18 protein-coding genes are annotated in these 20,332 nt (G+C 66.5%); 7 read left to right on the forward strand and 11 right to left on the reverse strand.

The annotated features are described in order from the left end of the window. Nucleotides 1–74 precede the first annotated feature (74 nt). The 5 genes from ACYVB7_RS05425 (at nt 75) to ACYVB7_RS05445 (ending at nt 5,540) form a co-directional block, all read left to right on the forward strand. Nucleotides 75–944 carry a MipA/OmpV family protein gene (locus ACYVB7_RS05425; protein WP_460505594.1) on the forward strand — a complete coding sequence of 290 codons (870 nt, stop codon included), beginning with the start codon at nt 75–77 and terminating at the stop codon, nt 942–944. A 25-nt stretch (nt 945–969) separates the two neighbouring features. Continuing rightward, nucleotides 970–1,965 carry a quinone oxidoreductase family protein gene (locus ACYVB7_RS05430; protein ID WP_460505595.1) on the forward strand — a complete coding sequence of 332 codons (996 nt, stop codon included), beginning with the start codon at nt 970–972 and terminating at the stop codon, nt 1,963–1,965. Nucleotides 1,966–2,001: 36 nt separating this feature from the next. After that, the gene (locus ACYVB7_RS05435; RefSeq protein WP_460505596.1) at nt 2,002–4,431 is read left to right on the forward strand and encodes a putative bifunctional diguanylate cyclase/phosphodiesterase; all 2,430 of its coding nucleotides are present in this window, start codon (nt 2,002–2,004) and stop codon (nt 4,429–4,431) included. Nucleotides 4,432–4,521: 90 nt separating this feature from the next. Next, nucleotides 4,522–4,743 carry a YdcH family protein gene (locus ACYVB7_RS05440; RefSeq protein ID WP_460505597.1) on the forward strand — a complete coding sequence of 74 codons (222 nt, stop codon included), beginning with the start codon at nt 4,522–4,524 and terminating at the stop codon, nt 4,741–4,743. Then, nucleotides 4,740–5,540: an NUDIX hydrolase gene (locus ACYVB7_RS05445; protein ID WP_460505598.1), complete on the forward strand. Its 801-nt coding sequence runs from the start codon at nt 4,740–4,742 to the stop codon at nt 5,538–5,540. The genes ACYVB7_RS05440 and ACYVB7_RS05445 overlap by 4 nt, the downstream gene beginning before the upstream one ends. Here ACYVB7_RS05445 and ACYVB7_RS05450 read toward each other — a convergent pair. The 10 genes from ACYVB7_RS05450 to ACYVB7_RS05495 all read right to left on the reverse strand — a co-directional run bounded on the left by ACYVB7_RS05450 (nt 5,482) and on the right by ACYVB7_RS05495 (nt 18,331). Continuing rightward, nucleotides 5,482–7,188 (reverse strand): diguanylate cyclase domain-containing protein, encoded by a 1,707-nt coding sequence (locus tag ACYVB7_RS05450; RefSeq protein ID WP_460505600.1) that lies wholly within the window; start codon nt 7,186–7,188, stop codon nt 5,482–5,484. The genes ACYVB7_RS05445 and ACYVB7_RS05450 overlap by 59 nt on opposite strands. Next, the gene (locus tag ACYVB7_RS05455; protein WP_460505602.1) at nt 7,178–7,639 is read right to left on the reverse strand and encodes a hypothetical protein; all 462 of its coding nucleotides are present in this window, start codon (nt 7,637–7,639) and stop codon (nt 7,178–7,180) included. Before ACYVB7_RS05455 ends, ACYVB7_RS05450 begins: the two co-directional genes overlap by 11 nt. Before the next feature lie 12 nt (nt 7,640–7,651). Beyond that, the gene (locus tag ACYVB7_RS05460) at nt 7,652–8,929 is read right to left on the reverse strand and encodes a hypothetical protein (protein ID WP_460505604.1); all 1,278 of its coding nucleotides are present in this window, start codon (nt 8,927–8,929) and stop codon (nt 7,652–7,654) included. A 113-nt stretch (nt 8,930–9,042) separates the two neighbouring features. Then, the gene (locus ACYVB7_RS05465) at nt 9,043–10,554 is read right to left on the reverse strand and encodes a CapA family protein (RefSeq protein WP_460505605.1); all 1,512 of its coding nucleotides are present in this window, start codon (nt 10,552–10,554) and stop codon (nt 9,043–9,045) included. Then, nucleotides 10,512–11,084, reverse strand: coding sequence for a signal peptidase II (lspA, locus tag ACYVB7_RS05470; protein WP_460505606.1), 573 nt, complete (start codon nt 11,082–11,084; stop codon nt 10,512–10,514). The genes ACYVB7_RS05465 and lspA overlap by 43 nt, the downstream gene beginning before the upstream one ends. Continuing rightward, on the reverse strand, nt 11,084–13,975 hold the full coding sequence (gene ileS / locus ACYVB7_RS05475; RefSeq protein WP_460505607.1) for an isoleucine--tRNA ligase: 2,892 nt from the start codon (nt 13,973–13,975) through the stop codon (nt 11,084–11,086). Before ileS ends, lspA begins: the two co-directional genes overlap by 1 nt. A gap of 135 nt (nt 13,976–14,110) precedes the next feature. Further along, a complete protein-coding gene (locus ACYVB7_RS05480; RefSeq protein ID WP_460505608.1) occupies nt 14,111–15,178 on the reverse strand; it encodes a bifunctional riboflavin kinase/FMN adenylyltransferase in 1,068 nt (355 codons plus the stop codon). Nucleotides 15,179–15,197: 19 nt separating this feature from the next. After that, nucleotides 15,198–16,313, reverse strand: a complete 1,116-nt coding sequence (locus ACYVB7_RS05485; protein WP_460505609.1) for an acyl-CoA dehydrogenase family protein — start codon at nt 16,311–16,313, stop codon at nt 15,198–15,200. Nucleotides 16,314–16,331: 18 nt separating this feature from the next. After that, nucleotides 16,332–17,534, reverse strand: a complete 1,203-nt coding sequence (locus ACYVB7_RS05490) for an acyl-CoA dehydrogenase family protein (protein ID WP_460505610.1) — start codon at nt 17,532–17,534, stop codon at nt 16,332–16,334. Nucleotides 17,535–17,629: 95 nt separating this feature from the next. Continuing rightward, nucleotides 17,630–18,331: a YceH family protein gene (locus ACYVB7_RS05495; protein ID WP_460505611.1), complete on the reverse strand. Its 702-nt coding sequence runs from the start codon at nt 18,329–18,331 to the stop codon at nt 17,630–17,632. Between the two features lie 15 nt (nt 18,332–18,346). Between ACYVB7_RS05495 and purN the strand changes: the two genes are divergently transcribed. Together purN and ACYVB7_RS05505 are read left to right on the forward strand one after the other, a co-directional pair. Next, nucleotides 18,347–18,949 carry a phosphoribosylglycinamide formyltransferase gene (gene purN, locus ACYVB7_RS05500; protein ID WP_460505612.1) on the forward strand — a complete coding sequence of 201 codons (603 nt, stop codon included), beginning with the start codon at nt 18,347–18,349 and terminating at the stop codon, nt 18,947–18,949. A 332-nt stretch (nt 18,950–19,281) separates the two neighbouring features. Continuing rightward, nucleotides 19,282–19,743, forward strand: a complete 462-nt coding sequence (locus tag ACYVB7_RS05505; RefSeq protein WP_460505613.1) for an Lrp/AsnC family transcriptional regulator — start codon at nt 19,282–19,284, stop codon at nt 19,741–19,743. A gap of 11 nt (nt 19,744–19,754) precedes the next feature. On the opposite strand, the gene ACYVB7_RS05510 is transcribed toward ACYVB7_RS05505, so the two are convergent. Next, nucleotides 19,755–20,303, reverse strand: coding sequence for a DUF2242 domain-containing protein (locus ACYVB7_RS05510; RefSeq protein ID WP_460505614.1), 549 nt, complete (start codon nt 20,301–20,303; stop codon nt 19,755–19,757). Nucleotides 20,304–20,332 lie beyond the last annotated feature (29 nt).

Here is a 20,332-nt window from a genome sequence, read left to right on the forward strand (position 1 = left end):
GTGGGGAATGACAGGAGAACGGGCACTGTAATGGATGCACCGCAGAGGCGTGAGCGTGTTGCATACTGGTTCCCATGAACCACGGTTTTCGAAGTGTTTGCGGGGGATTGATCGGGCTGGGTGCCTTGTGGGGTTCGGGGGTGCAGGCCCAGCCGTTTGCGCCCGGCCAGCCCCTGGATGCACAGGCCGAGGCCACCGCCTTGCCGCCGTTGCAGGTGGACCCCGAGGCCGGGGCCCGCTGGGTGCTGGGCATGGCCATCACCTCCAGCCCCAGCCGGGCAGGGGCCAGTGACCGCAGTGTGGGCTTGCGCCCCGTGTTGGCCGGACGGGTGGGGCGCTGGATGCTGGCCACCTCGTCGGCCCGCAGCCTCAGCGGCGGCTCGGTGGCGGGCGGTGTCAGCACCCAGTGGGAAGCCGCCAACCGGTGGAAGCTGGGCGTGGGGTTCCGCCTCACGCACGGGCGCACCAGCGCGGACGATCCCCTGTTGGTCGGCCTGCCCGACGTGAAGCGCTCCTTGGCCATGCGCCTGTCGGCGGGGTATGCCTTGTCCGAGCGATGGCGTGCCAGCGTGGGTTGGCAGCAGGACCTGGCCCACAGGCAAGGGGGCCGTGCCACCTTGGGCGTGGGCTGGCAGCAGCCGGTGGCCGACCGCTGGGTGTTGGACGCCAGCCTGGGGGCCACCTGGGCCAACACCCGGGCCATGCAGACGTTTCACGGCGTGACTGCGGCCCAGGCCAACGCCAGTCGCCCTCTGTGGCAACCCGGTGGCGGCTGGGAGCAATGGCATTGGGGGCTGGGCATGTCCAAGGCCGTGGACCGGCACTGGCGGGTGTCGGTGCAGGTGGGGCAAGGCCGTTTGCTGGGGGCTGCCGCCCACAGCCCCTTGACCACCTCCCGCCTGTCCACCACCGGACAGGTGATGCTGGCCTACGTGGGCTGGTGATCCGCCTTTTTTCAGGAGACAACACATGACCCTCACACACACCCTGGCCATCCAGATCCAGCAACCCGGCGGCCCGGAGCAGATGCAACAGGTCACCGTGCCCGTGGGTGAACCCGGCCCGGGGCAGGTGCGCATTGCCCACGCCGCCATCGGCCTCAACTTCATCGACGTGTACCAGCGCACCGGCCTGTACCCCTTGCCCCTGCCGCTGCAACTGGGCATGGAAGGTGCGGGCACGGTGGAGGCGGTGGGCGAGGGCGTCACCCACCTGACGGTGGGCGACCGCGTGGCCTATGCCGCCAACCCGCCGGGCAGCTATTGCGAACGCCGGGTCATGCCCGCCATGAACGTGTGCCGCCTGCCCGACGGCATTTCCTTCGAGACCGGCGCGGCCATGATGCTCAAGGGCTTGACCGCCCAGTACCTGCTGCGCCGCTGCAAGCCGGTGGAGGGCCTGGAGGCCGGGGACTTCGTGCTGTTCCACGCCGCCGCGGGTGGGGTGGGGCTGATCGCCTGCCAATGGGCCAAGGCGCTGGGGCTGCGGCTGATTGCCACCGCAGGTTCAGATGAAAAATGCCGACTGGCGCTTTCCAATGGGGCAGAGTTTGCTATCAATTACAGAACGGAGAACTTCAGCCAGCGGGTCAAGGACATCACCTCGGGCCAAGGCGTCAAGGTGGTGTACGACTCGGTGGGCAAGGACACCTGGGACGGCTCGCTGGACTGCCTGCGCCCCTTTGGCCTGATGGTGAGTTTTGGCAACGCCTCCGGCCCGGTGCCGCCGTTTGCCCCCGGCATCCTGGGTCCCAAGGGCTCGTTGTACGTCACGCGCCAGACCTTGTTCAGCCACATCACCAGCCGTGAACGCACCCAGGCCATGGCCGACGAGCTGTTTGCCGTGGTGCAGTCGGGGCAGGTGAACATCCACATCGACCAGCGTTTTGCCCTGGCCGATGTGCAGGCCGCCCACCGCAGCCTGGAAGCCCGCCAGACCACCGGCTGCACCGTGTTGTTGCCCTGACGCCGAGCGGTGCTTGTGGGCTATATTGGCAGCGCCATGGATGCGCCTGATCACCCTCACCACACCCGTGCCGAAGCGGTGGATGCGGTGCACGAACCGATTCAACCCCCTGCGGCTCCCCCTGTGCGGATGATGCCCCTGCAAGGCCGCCTGGGGCGGCGGTTGGTGGGGCGCTTGGCGGTGGTGCTGTTGCTGGTGGGGGGGGCGGTGCTCACCTTGGGGCAGTACCTGCTCAACCGGTCGTTCGATTCGTTCGAGCGTGCCGCGGCAGACGACGCTTTGGTGCGCGTGCGCACCGTGCTCCAGCGCGACAGCCAGACCCTGGGCGAGCTGCTGGTGGACTACGCTCACTGGGACGACTTTTATGCCTTCTTGCGCAAGCCGTCCGACACCTTCATGGACGACAACTTCACCGCCTCGTCCATGCGCAACATCCGGGTGCAGGCGGTGCAGGTCATGGACTTGCAAGGGAAGGTGCTCAAGGCCCGTTACGCCACGGCAGGAGGGCTGGAGCCTGAGTTGCCGCCCGCATGGCGCGATGCCGTGTCCGGCGAGCGTGCGCTGGGCCGTTGCCAGGGGCGGGTGAACGACCTGGTCTGGGTGCAGGAACAGGCCCTGATGGTGTCCTGGTCACCCATGCGCAACACCGCGGCCGACAAGCCTTCGCGCGGTTGCCTGGTCATGATGCGCCTGATCGACGCCGACTACATTGGCGCCTTGCAGCCTCAACTGGGCGTGAAGTTCGACCTGCTGCCGCAAGCCGGTGCGTTGCTGACCACCCAGCGGGATGGCCTGGGTCACTGGGTGAGTCAGCAGCTTCTGTCTCCGTGGCCAGCCACCTTGCAGGTGCGGGTGGATGAGTCCCTGGCCGACGAGCGCCGGGGCGTCATGTGGTGGATGGTGGGGGGCTTTGCCCTGCTGGCGGGCGTGGGGGGCATGGTTTTGTACAGCCTGCTGTACGCCATGGTGATCCGCCGCCTCATGCGGTTTTCTTACCTGGCCGACGAGTACCGCATCACGGGCGACTGGTCCATCTCCTGGCCCGCCTCCGGGCGCGACGAAATCGACAACCTGGGGCACTCGCTCAACGAGCTGGTCAAGCTGGTGCATTGGCAGGTGGAGCACAACGCCACCCACGACCCGCTCACCGGCCTGCTCAATCGCCAAGGCTTGGAGCGGGTGTTGTCCGAGCTGCCCTACTACGGGTTTGAGCACCGCAGCCGCACCAGCTGCCTGATGCTCATGGACCTGGACAACTTCAAGATCGTCAACGACGGCTTTGGCCACGACGTGGGTGATGCCCTGCTGGTGCATGTGGCGCGACAACTGACCCTGGCGGTGCGCCAGGGCGACATCGTGGCGCGGCTGGGCGGCGACGAATTTGCCGTGCTGCTGCAAAACGTGCAGCGTGAGGCGGTGGCGGGCTTTTCCCAGCGCATCCTGGAGCACCTGCGCCAGCCCTTCACCCACAACGACATGCAGGTGGCCACCACCGGGTCGGTGGGGCTGGCCTTTTGCGACGGGGTCTCCGGCCCTGCCGAGCTGCTGCGCAACGCCGACCTGGCCATGTACCAGGCCAAGCAGCAGGGGCGTGACAGCTGCGCCACCTTCAACGACGCCTTGAAGACCGAGGCCCAACGCCGCAACCGCCTGGAACAGGCACTCAAGCAAGCCGTGGTCGAAGATGGCATCCAGGTGGTCTACCAGCCGGTGGTGGACATGGTGGCCCAGCGTGTGGTGAGCATCGAGGCCCTGGCCCGCTGGTCGCTGGATGGCGAGGCCGTGTCCCCGGCCGAGTTCATTCCCATTGCCGAAGAGTCGGGCCTGATCGGCAAGCTGGGCATGCAGGTGCTGGACAAAGCCTGTGGCATGGTGGCGCGGCTGCGCCGGCGGGGTGTGGACCTGCCGTGCAGCGTCAACCTCTCGCTGCGGCAGTTCCTGGAGTTCAACCTGGTCGAGGACATTCCGCGTGTGCTGGCCTCACACGGCTTGCCCCATTCGGCTGTCCGGCTCGAAATCACCGAAAGCCTGGTGGCCCACTCCGACGCCGAGCTGGCCCTGGCCATGACCGAATTGCACCGTCAGGGTTTTGAATTCATGCTTGACGACTTTGGCACCGGCCATTCGTCGCTGTACCGCCTGCAAGCCCTGCCGTTCCAGACCCTCAAGATCGACCGCAGCTTTGTGGTGCCCCTGGACCGTGGTGACGACGTGATGGTGCGCACCGTCAAGGACCTGGCCGAACAGCTCAACTTGCAGGTGGTGGCCGAAGGGGTGGAAACCCAGGTGGAACTGGACCACCTGCTTCGCCTGGGCGTGCACCGCATCCAGGGGTTCTGGGTGGCCCGTCCCATGTCCGACCCCGCCCTGCTGCACTGGCTGGCGTCGTCGCCCTACACCGTCAAATGTGCCGGGGGGCATGAGGCGTTGGACCTGGTGCCCACATCCCCCGCGCCCTTGCTGTGATGCCGATTGCGTCAACCCCGCAGGAGTGGGGTTCTGGTACACCTGAGCCACAGACGTTTCCAATGTGTTCAACCTGAGGAGAAAACACCCATGTTCCCCGAGTACCGCGACCTGATCAGCCAACTCAAAGGGCACGATGCCCACTTCACCCGCCTGTTCGACAAGCACAACGAACTGGATCAGAAGGTCAAGAACATCGAGTCGCACATCGAACCCGGTTCGGCGACCGACATCGAAAACCTGAAGAAGGAAAAGCTCGCCCTCAAGGACCAGATCTACGCACACCTGAAAAAGGTTGAAACCGCGCAGTGAAGCTGGCGGACGTTCAACGCCCCCCGTGCGCCCCTCGGCTCACGCTGTGGGCGGGTGGTGGCGAGGTGGGCTCGGTGGAGCCCCGCGTGCTGGCCGCCCTGCGTCAGGCCACCCCCCCGGCATCGGGCGGGTGGCCTGATTTGCTTCAAAAATTGCAGCAAAAAGGTGAATTGGAAAAAGCGCCAGAGGGTGATTTGAATCAAAGCCTGGCGAGCCTGGCCGAAAGCCTGCGCACCTGTGGCTGTTGTGGCCCCTGGCGTCACGAGCGCCTGCCGGTGTTCGACGCCCAAGGGCGTGCCTGGGCCGAGGTGGAGCGCGGGGCCGTCCGGGTGCTGGGCTTTCGCACGCAGGCGGTTCACCTGGTGGGCTGGCGGCCCGACGGATGCCTCTGGGTGCAGCAGCGGTCCTGGCAAAAGCCCAACGACCCCGGCTTGTGGGACACCCTGATGGGGGGCACCGTGTCAGCCGGGGAAACGCTGGTCCTCACCCTGGAGCGCGAGACCTGGGAGGAGGCGGGCCTGCACCTCCACACCCTGCCTGGCTTGCAGCACGGCGGCAGCTTCACCGCCACGCGGCCCGTGCCCGACGGCGACCACGCCGGTTACCTGGTGGAAGACACCCACTGGTTCACCGTGACCGTGCCTGCCGACCAAACGCCAGTCAACCAGGACGGCGAGGTGGACCATTTCGAGGCCTGGACGCCCGCGCAGGTGGCCGAAGCCCTGGCCCAGGGGCGGTTCACACCGGAGGCCCACTGGGTGTTGGCGCAGGTCCTGGCATTGCCGCCGCCTGGATGACCAGGTCGGCCGCGTAGCTCATGGCCACGCAGTGCTTGCCGGTGCGTTTGACCTCGTACAACGCCATGTCGGCCATGTGCAGCAGTTGCTTGCGCTGCTGGCCATGCAGCGGGAAGCAGGCCACGCCGATGCTCAGACCGACGTGCAACCGGCTGCCGTCGTCCAGTTCAAACGGCTCCTGGAATTGCGCCAGCAGCCCTTGGGCGATGCGGCACAGGATGGGGCTGTCCGGTCCCGTGTGGTGCAGGGCCACCACAAATTCGTCCCCCCCGATGCGGGCGCACAGGTCGGACGCCCGGCGCACCTGGGTTTTCATGCGGCGGGCGCATTCGGCCAGCACCGCATCACCGGCCTTGTGCCCGTGGAGGTCGTTGACCTGTTTGAACCCATCCAAATCCATGTAGAGCAGGGCCACGGCGGTCTGGCTGGCTCGGGCCTCGGCCAGCATGCGGTCGATGGCTGCATCGGCCCCTGAGCGGTTCTTCAGGCCCGTCAGCAGGTCGTGAGACGCCAGGTGCAGTGCGGCGCGTTCGGCTTGGCGACGGTCGGTGATGTCGTACATCACCCCTTCGATGCGTTCGGTGGGTTGGGTGCCTTGCGTGCCTGGCGCACCTGCCGGGCTCCTCGTGCCCCGTTGGACGGAAATCAGGCAGTGCACCCAGCGGGCCAAGCGGTGGGGTTGGCGCAGCTCCAGGTCGGCGGTCAGGGTCTGGCCGGTGGCCGAGGCCCGTTCGATCATCTCGTGCACCGCCTCAGGCGTGGCAAACGTGGCGGCAATGAAATCCACCTGCCGCAACTCGTCCATGGGGTGTTCAGCCAGACCCGCCACCTGCAAGGCCGTGGGGTTGCTGTTGATGAGCCGCCGGTCCAACCCCAGCACAAAAATGCCGGCGCTGCTGGCGTCGAAAATGGCCCGGTACAGGGCCTCCATGCTGGCCACTTCTTCGCGCAACTGGCGTTCGCGCAGCAGTGCATCTTCGTTGGCTTGCAACAGCTGGTTGGCACTGACGATGAGGCTGCCAATTTCGTCGCTCTGGTGTTCGGGGGGCAGCGGCACCCGCTGCGCGGTGCCGGGTTGCATGGCCCGCAACGAGGTGGCCATGTTCAGGATGGGGTTGGACACCACCTTGGCGGCCACCAAGTACACCACCGCCGCCACGGCCACGGCCTGGGTCAGCATCAGCAACGCGGAAATCACGGCCTCGGTTCGGGCGTTTTCCTTGAGTTTGGCCATGTTGGCCCGGATTTCCAGGCTGCCCACCTGCTCACTTGATTCGAACGGGGACATCAAGGTCCGCACCGCCCGCACCGACGTGTCGGTGCTGGGGCGTGGGGCAGGGGACACCTGGGGGTGCGTGGCCACCAGCAACACCTGCCCAGCGGCGTCGAGCACCCGGACTTCGTCCACCAGGTGGTTCATCACCAAGCCGTCAGCCACCTCTTTCAACAGCACCTTGTCGGACGCGTAGGCCCCGATGACGGCGGTGCGTTCCACCGCCGTCAACAGGCTTTGCAAGGACTCTTCCCCTTGTCGAATGGCGCGTTCGTAGCTGAACAGGTAGCTCAGGCTGGCCGCCACCAGCGCAAACACCCCCGCGGCCACCAGCAGCGCGCGGATGAACCGGATTTGCAGGCTGTTAGGGGCCACGGCGGGGGTCGTCAGGTTCTGCATCGGCGCGCAGCACCAGCAGCACCTTCAGCTTGCCATCCACGGGGGGCTGTGGCAAGTAACCCACGGACTTGGGGTTGCGGCTCAGGTGGGCCACCACGGCGGTCTCGGTGGGCAAGGGCAGGGGCGGCGTCACCTGGCCGGTGAACAGCAGCCGCGCCCAGTAGCTGTTGACCTGCGCGGGGCTCCAGCCCGTGATCAGCTTGTAGAACTGGTTGCGCAACTCGTTGTCGCGGGGCAGGTCCACCGGCTGGGCCACGGTGTTGTCGTCACCCAAGGTGCGTGTGCGTCCCATGAACAGGGCCTGGATGTCTTTGACCGATCCGGCCTTGAGTGGGCTTTGTGCAGACGCCACCACATAGATGTCGGCTTGTGCAGGCAGGGCGACCCACAGGCACAGGGTGAGCAGGGGAAGTGCGACACGTTTCATGGTCTCGCCTCCTCAGAACAGCAGTTCCAGCACCACAGACGTCACCCGGGCACGGCCCCCGGTGTTTTGTCCGCGCCACATGCCGTTGCCTTTGTTGGCCACATGCACCAGGTCATGCTGGAATTTCAGTGCGCCTTGCGGGCTGAAGTCCCAGCGCACGCCCAAGGTTTGGGTGTGCTGATCGACGCGGGCGTTGTTGATGGCGTCGGCGGCGGCTGTGCCCAGCAGGGCCGCCTGTTGCACCACCGAGGGGCCCAGCAATCCGGTGAGCGGGGCCAGGGCCTGACCCCATTGGGGGTCGGCGGCGATGCCCTTGCCCAGGCGGCTGCGGCTGAAGCCCACATAAGGTGTGACGTTGCCCAGCCGCCGACCCAGCACCACATAGGCCCCCGAGCCCGAGGTGACGGACGACGCGGCGCTGACCCGCATCAGTTCGGCGGTGGCCACCCAGTTGTCGCGGTCATAGGACAGGCCCAGTGACGAATACACGCCCGGGATGTTGCGAAAATCGAGTTCGGTGGCCAGCTGGGCGGCCCTTGCCGCCACCGTGGGGATGGGGATTCTGCTGAGGGATTCCAGGCCCTGGCGGGCCATTTCCACGTCGGTGAACGAGGTCAGGTTGAGCTTGGCGCGGGCGTAGGTGCCGCGCAGGGTCAGTCCCTCGGTTTCACGGGACAGCACCACGCCGGTCATGTGGCGGACTTGGCCCCGGTTGCGGTTGATGTCGTAGGCCGTGTTGCCTGTGAAGCCCTTCAGCTTCCACAGGGCGTCGTCGGTCTGCCAGCTTTTGGTGATGTCCACGCCATCCAGGCTGGTGAGCGACAGCACCCCATAAAAATCCACCGGCGGGCGGGCTGTCAGGTAGGCATAACCCACGTTGCGGTGGTCGGACATGAGGAACAGGTCCACCCCTGTTCGCCCTGCCCGGATGTTGATGTCGTTGGTGGGGCGGTAAGACACAAAGGCCCATTCCACGGCGTCGGTGCGCTTGGCCCCTGGGGAGCGAGGGCGCGCCACCACCTGACCGACCAGTTCCAGTTCGCTGTTGACGTTGACGTTGGCCTGCAGGCCCAGGCGACTGTCGGGCTTGGTTTGCAGGCCTGCGCGGTCGGCCACCTGGGCCACATCACGCACAAAAATGCCGTCGAAATTGGAGCTGCCCTCCACCACGCCCACGGTGGCAAAGCCGTTCAGGCGCACACGGGGAGGCGCATCGTCGGTTTGTGCCGACGCCACGGCACATGACAGCCCGAGCAACCAGGCCAGGGAATTGTTGCGGATGAGGTTCACGGCGGAACGCGGAATATTGGACAGGGAAAACGTTTGTTCATGATACTTTAAGGCGAGTATCAAGGTTAGAGGGCTGCGTCGCATCCGTGGTTTCACGGACCGTGACCCAGTGCTCAGGGGTTGACGCATTCCTCCAACGTCACGCGGTGTTTCACCACGCTGCCACAGGGCGAGCGCAGCCCGGGCTGGCGGTGGGGCACGCCGTCGGCGTCCATTTCGGCCACCACCGTGTCCCAACGGACCAGGCCGCGGCGGTCCAGCGTCAGGCGCAGCAACCACCCGGTGGTGCCGCCGGGCACGTCGTCAAAACTGTCGAACACAAAGTTGCCCAGGCTGTAGACGATGAGCTTGCCCTTGTAGGCGTCCACGCCCTGGGTGACGTGTGGGTGGCCACCCACCACCACGTCGGCCCCGGCGTCGATCAGGGTGCGGGCCAGCTGGCGCTGGCGTTCAGAGGGTTGGCGTTCGCGTTCCCAGCCCCAGTGCATGAAGGGAATCACCAGGTCGGCCCCCGCGGCGCGGGCGGCGCGGATGTCGGCCACCACCTGGCTGTCCTCGCTCCAGGCGATGCCAGGGGTGGTGGCCCCGGCCTCGAACGAGCGGGGCTTGAACTCGTTGTAGCCCAGCACCGCAATGCGAATGCCGTTGCGCTCCACCCAGTGCGGGCGGTGGGCTTCGACCAGGTTGCGCCCCCCGCCAAAGGACGCGATGCCCGCCTGCGCCACATGCTGCAGGGTTTCCAGGAAGGCGGCGGGGCCGTAGTCGCCCGAGTGGTTGTTGGCCACCGACAGTGCATCGAAGCGGCCTTGCAGCACCTTCAGCGTGCGCGGGTCGGCGCGGAAGTTGTAGATCTTGCTGGGCGTGGGCTGGCCCACCGTGGCCACCGGCACCTCCAGGTTGCCGATGCGGTGGTCCACCGAGCGCAGCACGGCGTTGAAATCGGCCAGCGGGTCCCCGCCCTGGGCAATCACCCGGCCCGGGCCGTCGTCCAGCATCAGGTCGCCCGCGAACAGCAGGCTCACCGTTTTAGTATCTTTTGGTGCTCTAGCGCTTTCATATAAAGCGTAAGGTGCTATCAAATTTGATATTTTTGGGGCGGGTGCCGGGGCCGCGAGGGTGGCGCGGGTGTGTTCACACCAATACGTCAGCTCGCCGTCGCGCAGCGGCTCGTACACCCGGTGCAGGCCGGTGAAGCCGTGGGAGGAAGCCGTTTTGCCCGCAGGCCGGGGGCGGCGTGAAGCGGGCGAACCGGTTGAAAGGGGCTGCGGTGCGGAGGGGGCGAATTGCGCCTGGTGGATGGGCACCGGCCCGGTGTCGTGGTTGGCCAGCACATACACCTTGACGCTGGCCAGGTCCGCGGGCTGCGTTTCGTTGACCACGCGGAACAGGAAGTACGAGCCCACCTCCACCGGGGCCACGGTGTAGGGCGAATCGACCGCGGGGGCGGCGATGTGCCGCACCTCGCCGCCGTAGTCCACATGGCAGACGACCGACGGGACCGGTGCCTGTGTGGCGGGGGAGGCGGCCCATGCCGGGGCGGTCAAAACCCCCAGGCCCATGCACAGGGCGCTCAGCCGACGGTTCAGCCGCGGCGCACCCTCAAGATTTCGTCCAGGATCAAACATGCGGCCCCCAGGGTGATGGCCGAATCGGCCAGGTTGAACGCCGGGAAATGGCCGCCGTGGAACAGCGGTTCCAGCCAGCGCCAGTGGAAGTCCAGAAAGTCCACCACGTAGCCGTGCATCACCCGGTCGATCACGTTGCCCAGCGCCCCGCCCAGCAGGCTGCTGATGGCAAAGGCAAACAGGCGCTGGCCGGGGTGGCTCTTCAGCATCCACAGCATGAAGCCCGCGGCCAGCACGCCCACGGCGGTGAAGGCCCAGCGCTGCCAGCCCCCGGCGTCGTGCAGGAAGGAAAACGCCGCCCCCATGTTGTGGGCCCGCACGATGTTGAAGAACGGGGTGACCACCGTGCTGTCGCCCAGCTGGTAATAACCCACGATCAGCGTCTTGGTGAACTGGTCCAGCACGATGACGATGGCCGACCAGATCAGCCACGGCCACAGCAGCGCCCCACCGTCGGCGGGGCGGCTGCCGCCCGCCGAGGGTTTGCCCGCACTGCGGCCACTGGCGGCACCGGGTTTGCGCGTGGCCATCAGGCGTGGACCCGGGCTTCACCCGCCCCGTGCAGGTTGCTGGTGCAGCGGCCACACAGGCCGGGGTGGGCGGCGTCGTGGCCCACGTCGTCCCGGTAGTGCCAGCAGCGTTCGCATTTTTGGTGTTTTGAGGCTTCCACGCTTATTTGTAAAGCGTCACCAGCTACCAATTCAATAGTGGAGACGATGAAGACGAACTTCAGGTCGTCACCCAGGCTGGCCAGCAGGGCGTGGTCGTCGCCAGGCACCGTCAGCGTCACATGGGCTTGCAGCGAGGAGCCCACGGCACCCGTGGTGCGAACGGCTTCAATCTCCTTGTTGACGGCGTCGCGCAGGGTGCGGATGCGCTGCCACTTGTTCAGCAAGGCCTCGCTGGCAGCGGTGGGCTCGGGCCACTGGGTGTAGGTCTCGATGAAGATGGACTCGCTGTGCGGCTGCCCGGCCTGCGCCATGAAGCCCCAGGCCTCTTCGGCGGTGAAGCTCAGGAACGGGGCCATCCAGCGCACCATGGTGTGGGTGATGCGGTGCAGCGCGGTCTGGGCGCTGCGGCGGGCCAGGCTCTGGGGGGCGGTGGTGTACAGGCGGTCCTTCAGCACGTCCAGGTAGAACGCGCCCAGGTCTTCCGAGCAGTACACCTGCAGCTTGGCCACCACGGGGTGGAACTCGTACTTCTCGTAGTGCGCCAGGATGTCGGCTTGCAGCTGCGCGGCACGGGCCAGCGCAAAGCGGTCGATTTCCAGCAGCTCGGCGTCGGGCACCGCGTCGGTGGCGGGGTTGAAGTCGGAGATGTTGGCCAGCAAGAAGCGCAGCGTGTTGCGGATGCGGCGGTAGGCGTCCACCACGCGGGCCAGGATCTTGTCGTCAATGCCCAGGTCGCCCGAGTAGTCGGTGGCGGCCACCCACAGGCGGATGATTTCCGCCCCCATCTTGTTGCTGATTTCCTGCGGGGCCACCACGTTGCCCACGCTCTTGCTCATCTTGCGGCCCTGGCCGTCCACGGTGAAGCCGTGGGTCAGCAGGCCCTTGTACGGGGCGCGGCCATACATGGCGCAGGCGGTCAGCAGCGAGCTGTGGAACCAGCCGCGGTGCTGGTCGTGGCCTTCCAGGTACAGATCGGCCTCGCAACCCTCGTCGTGGGCGTGGGCCAGGCTGCCGTCGGCGCACTTCTGGCCATGGCTGCCTTTGAGCACGGTGGTGTGGGTGGTGCCGGAGTCGAACCACACCTCCAGGATGTCGGTGCTCTTGGTGTAGCTGGCGGGGTTGGCGCTGTCGCCAATGCGCGCCAGGATGTCGGCCACGCTGAGCTTGCTCCAGGCCTCGATGCCGCCTTGCTCCACCACGCTGGCGGCCAGGTCCACGATCTCGGGCGTGCGCGGGTGCGGCTCGGCCGTGTCCACGTGCAGCAGGAAGGGCAGGGGAACGCCCCAGCTGCGCTGGCGGCTGATGCACCAGTCGGGCCGGTTGGCGATCATGTCGCGCAGGCGGGCACGGCCGTTTTCGGGGAAGAAGCCGGTGTCGTCGATGGCGGCCAGCGCCATCTGGCGCAGGGTTTGCGGGGCCTTGTCGGTGGTGAAGATGCCGTCGCCTTCGTCCATGCGCACAAACCACTGGGCGGCGGCGCGGTAGATCACCGGCGTCTTGTGCCGCCAGCAGTGCGGGTAGCTGTGGGTGATGACCTCGGTGGCCATCAACCGACCGTGCTCGCGCAGGGTGTCGATGATGACGGGGCAGGCTTTCCAGATGTTCATGCCGCCGAACAGCGGCAGTTCGGCCTCGTACTGGCCGTTGCCCTGCACGGGGTTGAGGATGTCGTCGTAGGCAAAACCATTGGCCACGCAGCTGTTGAAGTCGTCCACGCCGTAGGCGGGTGACGAGTGCACGATGCCGGTGCCGTCGTCCGCCGTGGCGTAGTCGGCCACGAACACGGGCGACAGGCGGTTGTAGCCCTCGTGCACATGGGCCAGTGGGTGGCGGAAGTTGATTTTTTCCAGCTTGGCCCCCTGGGCGCGGGCCACCACATGGCCTTCCAGGCCGTAGCGGCCCAGGCACTTCTCCACCAGCGTGTCGGCCAGGATCAGCAGGCCCTTGGGCGTGTCCACCAGGGCGTAGACCAGCTCGGGGTTGAGGTTGAGCGCCTGGTTGGCGGGGATGGTCCAGGCGGTGGTGGTCCAGATGACCACAAACGCCTCTTTGCTCAAACCGGGCAGGCCGAAGGCAGCGGCCAGCTTGTCGGGTTCGGCGCAGGGGAAGGCCACGTCCAGCGTCTGGCTCTTCTTGTCCTGGTATTCGATTTCGAATTCGGCCAGCGAGCTGCCGCAGTCAAAACACCAGTACACAGGCTTCAGGCCCCGGTACACAAAGCCCCGTTCCATCACGCGCTTGAAGGCGCGGATTTCGTTGGCCTCGGTCGCGAAGTCCATGGTGCGGTAGGGCTTGTCCCACTGGCCCAGCACGCCCAGGCGCTTGAAGTCGGCCATTTGCTGCGCGATCTGCTCGGTGGCAAAGGCGCGGGCCTTGGCCTGCATGTCGTCGCGGCTGAGGTTGCGGCCATGCAGTTTTTCGATGGCGTTTTCGATGGGCAGGCCGTGGCAGTCCCAGCCGGGGATGTACTGCGCGTCCAGGCCCTTGAGTTGGCGGGCCTTGACGATCATGTCCTTCAGCACCTTGTTCACCGCGTGGCCGATGTGGATCTGGCCGTTGGCATAGGGCGGGCCGTCGTGCAGGATGAACTTGGGCGCACCTTCACGTGCCTGGCGCAGCTTGGCGTACAGGCCGTTGTCGTCCCAGGCCTTCACCCAGCCCGGCTCGCGCTTGGGCAGGTCGCCGCGCATGGGGAAAGGGGTGTCGGGCAGGTTGAGGGTGCTGCGGTATTCGGGTTTGGCGTCGGACATGGTGGGTGAAAACGGCGGTGGGCAGGCAATGCCCTGGACAACGGGGCCCCGTGTCGGCAACGGGGAGGAGGCGCATGGCGCGGCAGGGGCTCTTCGTGCCGGACTGGCACCGGCACGACAAGCGTGGGGCGGGCGTTAAATTCGGTCGCGCGTGGTCTGGCGACGGGTCTGGGTGTGGGAGTCGGCGAAAAACGCACGAGCGTCGTCGCAGTCCTTGGCGATGCCCTGGGTCAGGGCGTCCAGACTGTTGTACTTCAGTTCGTCATGCAGTTTGTGCAGCAGCTCCACGCGCACAATTTTACCGTAGGCCTCCTGGCGGGCCACCTCGTCGGGCCAGCTCAGGCAGTGGGTTTCCAGCAGCACGCGGCCCCCGTTCACGTCGTCGGGGTCCAGCGAGGGGCGAACGCCCAGGTTGGCCACGCCGGGCAGCGGTGGGGCCGAGGGGTCGGGGTGCAGGCCGTGCACCTGCACCGCAAAAATGCCGCTGGCCGCCGGTTTCCAGTGGGAGAACCGCAGGTTGAGGGTGCGAAAACCGTCGCCCTTGCCCGGGGCGCTGGCCCCCAGTTCGCGGCCCAGCTTGCGGCCATGCACCACATGGCCCGAGATGCTGTAGGGCCTGCCCAACAAGGCGGCCACATCGTTCATGCGGCCCTGGGCCAGGGCATCGCGCACGGCGGAGCTGGACACGCGCAGGCTGTGCACCTCGTAGGACTGCATGCGGGCCACATCAAACCCGCTGGCTTCGCCCGCGGCGTCCAGCATGGCGTAGTCGCCCTGGCGGCCCGCGCCAAAGCGGAAATCGTCACCCACCAGCACGTAACGGGCGTTGAGCCCGCGCACCAGCGTGTCCTGGATGAACGACTGGGCCGTCTGTGCGGCCAGCCGGGCGTCGAAGGGCATGATCAGGCACTCGTCCACGCCACAGCGTTGCAGCTCGGTGAGCTTGTCGCGCAGGGTGGCGATGCGGGCCGGGGCCAGGTCGGGCTTGTGGTGTGCCCCGGCGAAGTAGTCGCGCGGGTGGGGCTCGAAGGTCATCACGCAGCTGCGCAGGCCGCGGTGGCGGGCTTCGTTGATCAGCAGCGCCAGCATGGCCTGATGGCCCCGGTGCACGCCGTCGAAGTTGCCGATGGTGATGGCCCGTCCCACTGCGCCCGCGGTCAGCGGGGCGGGCTTGAGGTGGGGGTGGCCGCGAAGGATGTTCATGGCCCCCGATTGTGCCCGCTCAGGCGAAAACGCCCGCCGTCTCCTGCAGGCCGTCGCTCAGCACGCCCAGGTGGTGCAGGGTGTCGCCCAGGGTCATTTCCATCTGGGTCAGGCGCTTGAAGCAGTGGCTGACGATGTACTCGTCGGTCACGCCGATGCCGCCGTGCAATTGCACCGCCTGCTGGCCCACAAAGCGCATGCTCTGGCCCAGTTGCACCTTGGCGCGGGCCATGGCCAGGCGGCGTTCGTCGGCGGGGGCACCCAGCTTCAGCGTGGCGTAGTAGCTCATGCTGCGGGCCAGTTCCAGCTGCATTTTCATGTCGGCCAGGCGGTGGCGCAGGGCCTGGAAGCTGCCGATCAGCACGCCGAACTGCTTGCGGGTGTTGAGGTACTCGGCGGTCAGGGCAAACACCTTGTCCATCACGCCCACGGCCTCGGCGCACAACGCAGCCACTCCCACGTCGGTGGCCAGTTGCAGGGCGGTGAGGCCGTCGCGGGTGATGAGTTGGGCCGGGGCGTTGTCCAGCACCAGGTTGGCGGCGCGGCTGCCGTCCTGGCAGGGGTGACCTGCGGTGCTGACACCCGTGGCCCCACGCTCCACCAGGAACAGGGCCAGTTGGCCGTCCAGCTGGGCAGGGACGATCCAGGCCTGGGCCTGGTCGCCCGCGGGTACCATGTTTTTGGTAGCAGTCAGCGCATATGCAGAAAGCGCTGGGGTTGCTTTTGCTTCACAAACATTCAGCCGGTACCGGGCCTTGCGTTCCTGGTGGGCCAAGGCCACCAGGGCGTCGCCCGAGGCGATGCGGGGCAACCAGGTGGACTGGAGGTCGGCGGGCGCAAACTGGCTCAGCACGGCAGAGGCCACCAGGCATTGGGCGTAGGGCTCCACCACCAGGCCCTGGCCCAGCGTCTCCATGACCACCATGGCCTCGACCGGGCCCATGTCCATGCCGTCGTGGTCGGCGGGCACGCACAGGCCGGTCAGGCCCAGTTCGGCCAGTTCGCCCCAGGCCACGCGGTCGAAGCCGCCCTGGGCCACGATGCGGCGGCGGCGTTCGAAGGTGTAGGCCTTGTCCACCCAGCGGGAGACGGCGTCGCGCAGTTGCTGTTGGTCGTCGGAAAAATCAAAGTCCATGGTGTCTCCTGATTCGCTTCAGCCCAACACCGTCTGCGCGACGATGTTGCGTTGCACTTCGTTGCTGCCACCGTAGATGGTGGTCTTGCGGTAATTGAAGTAGGTGCTGGCCAGCGGGGCGTTGGCCAGGTTGCCGCCGGGGAATTCCGACAGGCCCAATGCCGCATCCCCCTGCCAACCGGCTTCCATGGCGTCGAAGATGAAGGGCAGGCTGTACGGTCCGGCGGCCAGCATCATCAGCTCGGCGTAACGCTGCTGGATTTCGCTGCCGCGGATCTTCAGCAGCCCGGCCAGGTCCAGCGAGGGCTTGCCCGAGCGCTCGGCACTCAGCACGCGCAGCACCAGCATTTCCAGCGCCACGATGTCCACCTCCAGCAGGGCGATCTGGTCGCGAAAGCGGCTGTCTTCCCACACGCCTTCGGCCTTGGCAATGCGTTTCAGGCGTTCCAGCTCGCGTTTGGATCGGTTCACGTCGGCGATGTTGGTGCGCTCGTGGGCCAGCAGGTGTTTGGCGTAGTGCCAGCCCTTGTTTTCCTCGCCAATCAGGTTCTCGGCGGGCACCTCGACGTTGTCGAAGAACACCTCGTTGACCTCGCACTCGCCATCCAGCAGCTTGATGGGGCGCACCGTCACACCCGGGCTTTTCATGTCCACCAGCAGGAAGCTGATGCCGGCCTGGGGCTTGACCTCGGTGTTGGTGCGTACCAGGCAGAAGATCCACTCGCCGTACTGACCCAGCGTGGTCCAGGTCTTCTGGCCGTTGACGATGTAGTGGTCGCCCACCCGCTCGGCGCGGGTCTTGACGCTGGCCAGGTCGGAACCGGAGCCCGGTTCGCTGTAGCCCTGGCTCCACCACACCTCACCGCTGGCGATGCCGGGTAGGAAGCGCTGGTGCTGCTCGGGCGTGCCAAAGGCCATGATGACCGGGGCCACCATCACCGGCCCGAAGGGCACGATGCGCGGCGCACCGGCCAGGGCGCATTCCTCTTCGAACAAATGCTTTTGCACCGCGGTCCAACCCGGGCCGCCAAACTGCTGGGGCCAGCCGAAGCCCAGCCAGCCCTTGGCCCCCAGGATCTTGGCCCATCGTTGCAGGTCGTCGCGGCTCAGGCGCAGGGCGTTGTGCACCTTGTGGGCAATGTCTGCGGGCAGGTGGGCACGCACCCAGGTGCGCACCTCTTCGCGAAACGCTTGTTCTTCGGGCGTGAAGGCCAGATCCATGCACATGTCTCCATCGGCATTTGAAAGGAGACTTTTTTAGCACGGTCGTTCGGTTTTGGGTTGTCCACGGCGGGACAACCCGGGGTAAACCCCAGTCAGTCGCCGCTGGCAGGCGGGGTAAGCCCCAACTGCTGGCACACGTCGGCCAGCGTGGTGCGCAGGGTGGACACTTCGGCCTCCAGCGCGGCCACCCGGCGGGTGAGGGTGATCACCTCGCCCTCGGTGGCGGTGGAGCCAGTGGCCCCCGCCTGGGCGGCCAGGGCCTGGGTGTCCACCGGGCCGCACAGCAGGTGGGCCCAGCGCTGTTCGCGGGCACCCGGTGCCCGGGGCAGCTTGATCACCAGCGGGCCGCCTTTGTCCTCACTGCGGTCTTGCAGCTCTTCCAAAAAGGCGTCCACCGACGAGATGTCGGCAAACCGGTGCCAGCGCTCGGCGTTGATGCGCAGCTCACCCGCCGTCTGCGGGCCGCGCAGCATCAGCAGGCCCAGCAGCACGGCGGACTGGTCGGGCACCCCCACGCCGCGCACAAAGTTGTGGCTGTAGCGGGGCACGCGGGCACCGCTCTGTTCCACCACCAGGGCCAGGGACTTGAGCTCGTCAATGGCCTCGGCGGCTTCGGCTTCGGTGATGTTCATCACCGGGTCGCGGGTGGTTTTCTGGTTGCAGCCGGTCAGCAGGGCCTGCATGGACAGGGGGTAGCTGTCGGGCACGGTGCGGGCTTTTTCCATCAGCGTGGCCAGCACGCGGGCTTCGGTGGCAGACAGGGGGCGGAGGTCGGGGCGCAGGGTAGGGTTCATTACACTCGGGCGGACATGAAAAACATCGTCATTCTCATCTCTGGCGGGGGGTCCAACATGGCCGCCATCGTCCGCCATGCCCAGCGCCACGATTGGGCGCAACGCCTGGGGGCGCGTGTGGCAGCGGTCATCAGCAACAAGGCCGACGCCGCAGGCTTGAAGTTTGCCGCCGAGCACGGCCTGGCCACCGCCGTGGTGGACCACAAGTCCCACCCCAGCCGCGAAGCCTTCGACGCCGCGCTGAGCGCCGAGATCGACCGCCTGGGCGGCCAGGGCCGTCCCGAGGGCAAGCCCGATCTGGTGGTGCTGGCGGGCTTCATGCGCATCCTCACCCCCGGCTTTGTGGCGCATTACGCCGGGCGCATGCTCAACATCCACCCCAGCCTGTTGCCCGCATTCCCCGGCTTGAACACCCATCAACGGGCCATTGACATGGGCTGTCGTTTTGCCGGGGCCACCGTGCACCGGGTGACGGCGGAGCTGGACCACGGCGACATCCTCGCGCAGGCGGTGGTGCCCATCCTGCCCGGCGACACTGCGGCAGCGCTGGCCGCACGGGTGTTGTCGCAGGAGCACCTGATGTACCCGAAGGCCGTGGAAGATGTGTTGAAGGCTTGAAGGTTTTTTGGCATCTGGCGCTTTTTCCATCAGCATTGATAGCTATGAAAATTGACGTCAAAGGCTGAGTGCCGGGCCCGGCACGGCCCCTCCCGCCCCCAACAAAAAGCCCCCGCGCTGTGGTGACAGTGTGGGGGCTTGTTTTTGCCACAGGCAGGCCCGGTAAGGCCTGGGTGTGTCGGCTGGGGCGGGTGGCCCTGCCGGGGGATGTGCTGCGATCAACAGATGGAAAGAAGTGTAGGCCGCGGGGCGGGGCAGTGGATTGCGAAGTTGCGTCAATACCCATTGGATTTGGCAGAATCTGCCAATGAAATACATTTTTTGGGTGAATCATGGATATTGATCGCTATGACCGGCAAATTTTGGAAATCTTGCAGGCCGAGGGGCGTATTCCCAACCAGGACTTGGCCGAGCGCATCGGCCTGTCGCCCTCACCCTGCCTGCGCCGCGTGCGGGCGCTGGAAGAGGCGGGCCTGATTCGGGGCTACCGCGCCGTGCTGGACGCGCGAAAGCTGGGCCTGACGCTCATGGCCCTCATCCACATTTCCATGGACCAGCACACGCCCGAGCGTTTTGCCAACTTCGAGGCCACCGTGAGCGTGCTGCCCGAGGTGCTGGAATGCCTGCTCATCACCGGGCAGGATGCCGACTACCAGGTGAAGGTGGCCGTGCGCGACATGGACCACTACCAGGACCTGCTGCTCAACAAGATCACCCGCATCGAGGGGGTGACCGGCGTGCACTCCAGCTTTGTGCTGCGCCGGGTGGTGGACAAGACGGCTTTGCCGGTGTGAGGGGGCGCGGACTACTCTGGCTTGGTGTCGTCCGCCAGGTAGCGGCGCACCAGGTCATAAAAGCTGTCGTAGAACTTTTCCACCGAAATGGTTTCGCTGCCGACCTTCACCAGGGCTTCGTCGGTCGACGAAAACGGCAGCGACACCGAGCCGATGCCCCCCAGCCCCACGCTGGCCGATGACGCCGACTTCTTCAGGGCATAGGTGTCCTTGATGGCGGTGACGAACACCAGGCTCCACCGTTCGGGCGGGGTGTCGGGCGCACAAACCACCCGGATCAGAATTTCCTGCTGGGCCTCGGGCGTGGGCTGGAAGCTCTTCTTGGCGTCGATCAGGTCGGGCTTGGTGTTGACCAGGATGTAGCCTTGGCTCAGCAGGGCCCGCCGCGCGGCCTCGCAACTCTGCGGGGCCGATCCCGGAATGAGGCGGGAATAGGTTTCTTCCGAGTCGAATTTTTCCTGCAGAGGCGGGCGCACGGGAGGCTGCGAGCCGCAAGCGCCCAGCCCCAGGGTCAGGAGGGCGGCCAGACCCCAGGCGGCAAAGCGCCACAGAGGGGGCATTCGGTGAATGGTCAAAATGGGGACTCCAA

This window comes from Hydrogenophaga soli (assembly GCF_054777695.1).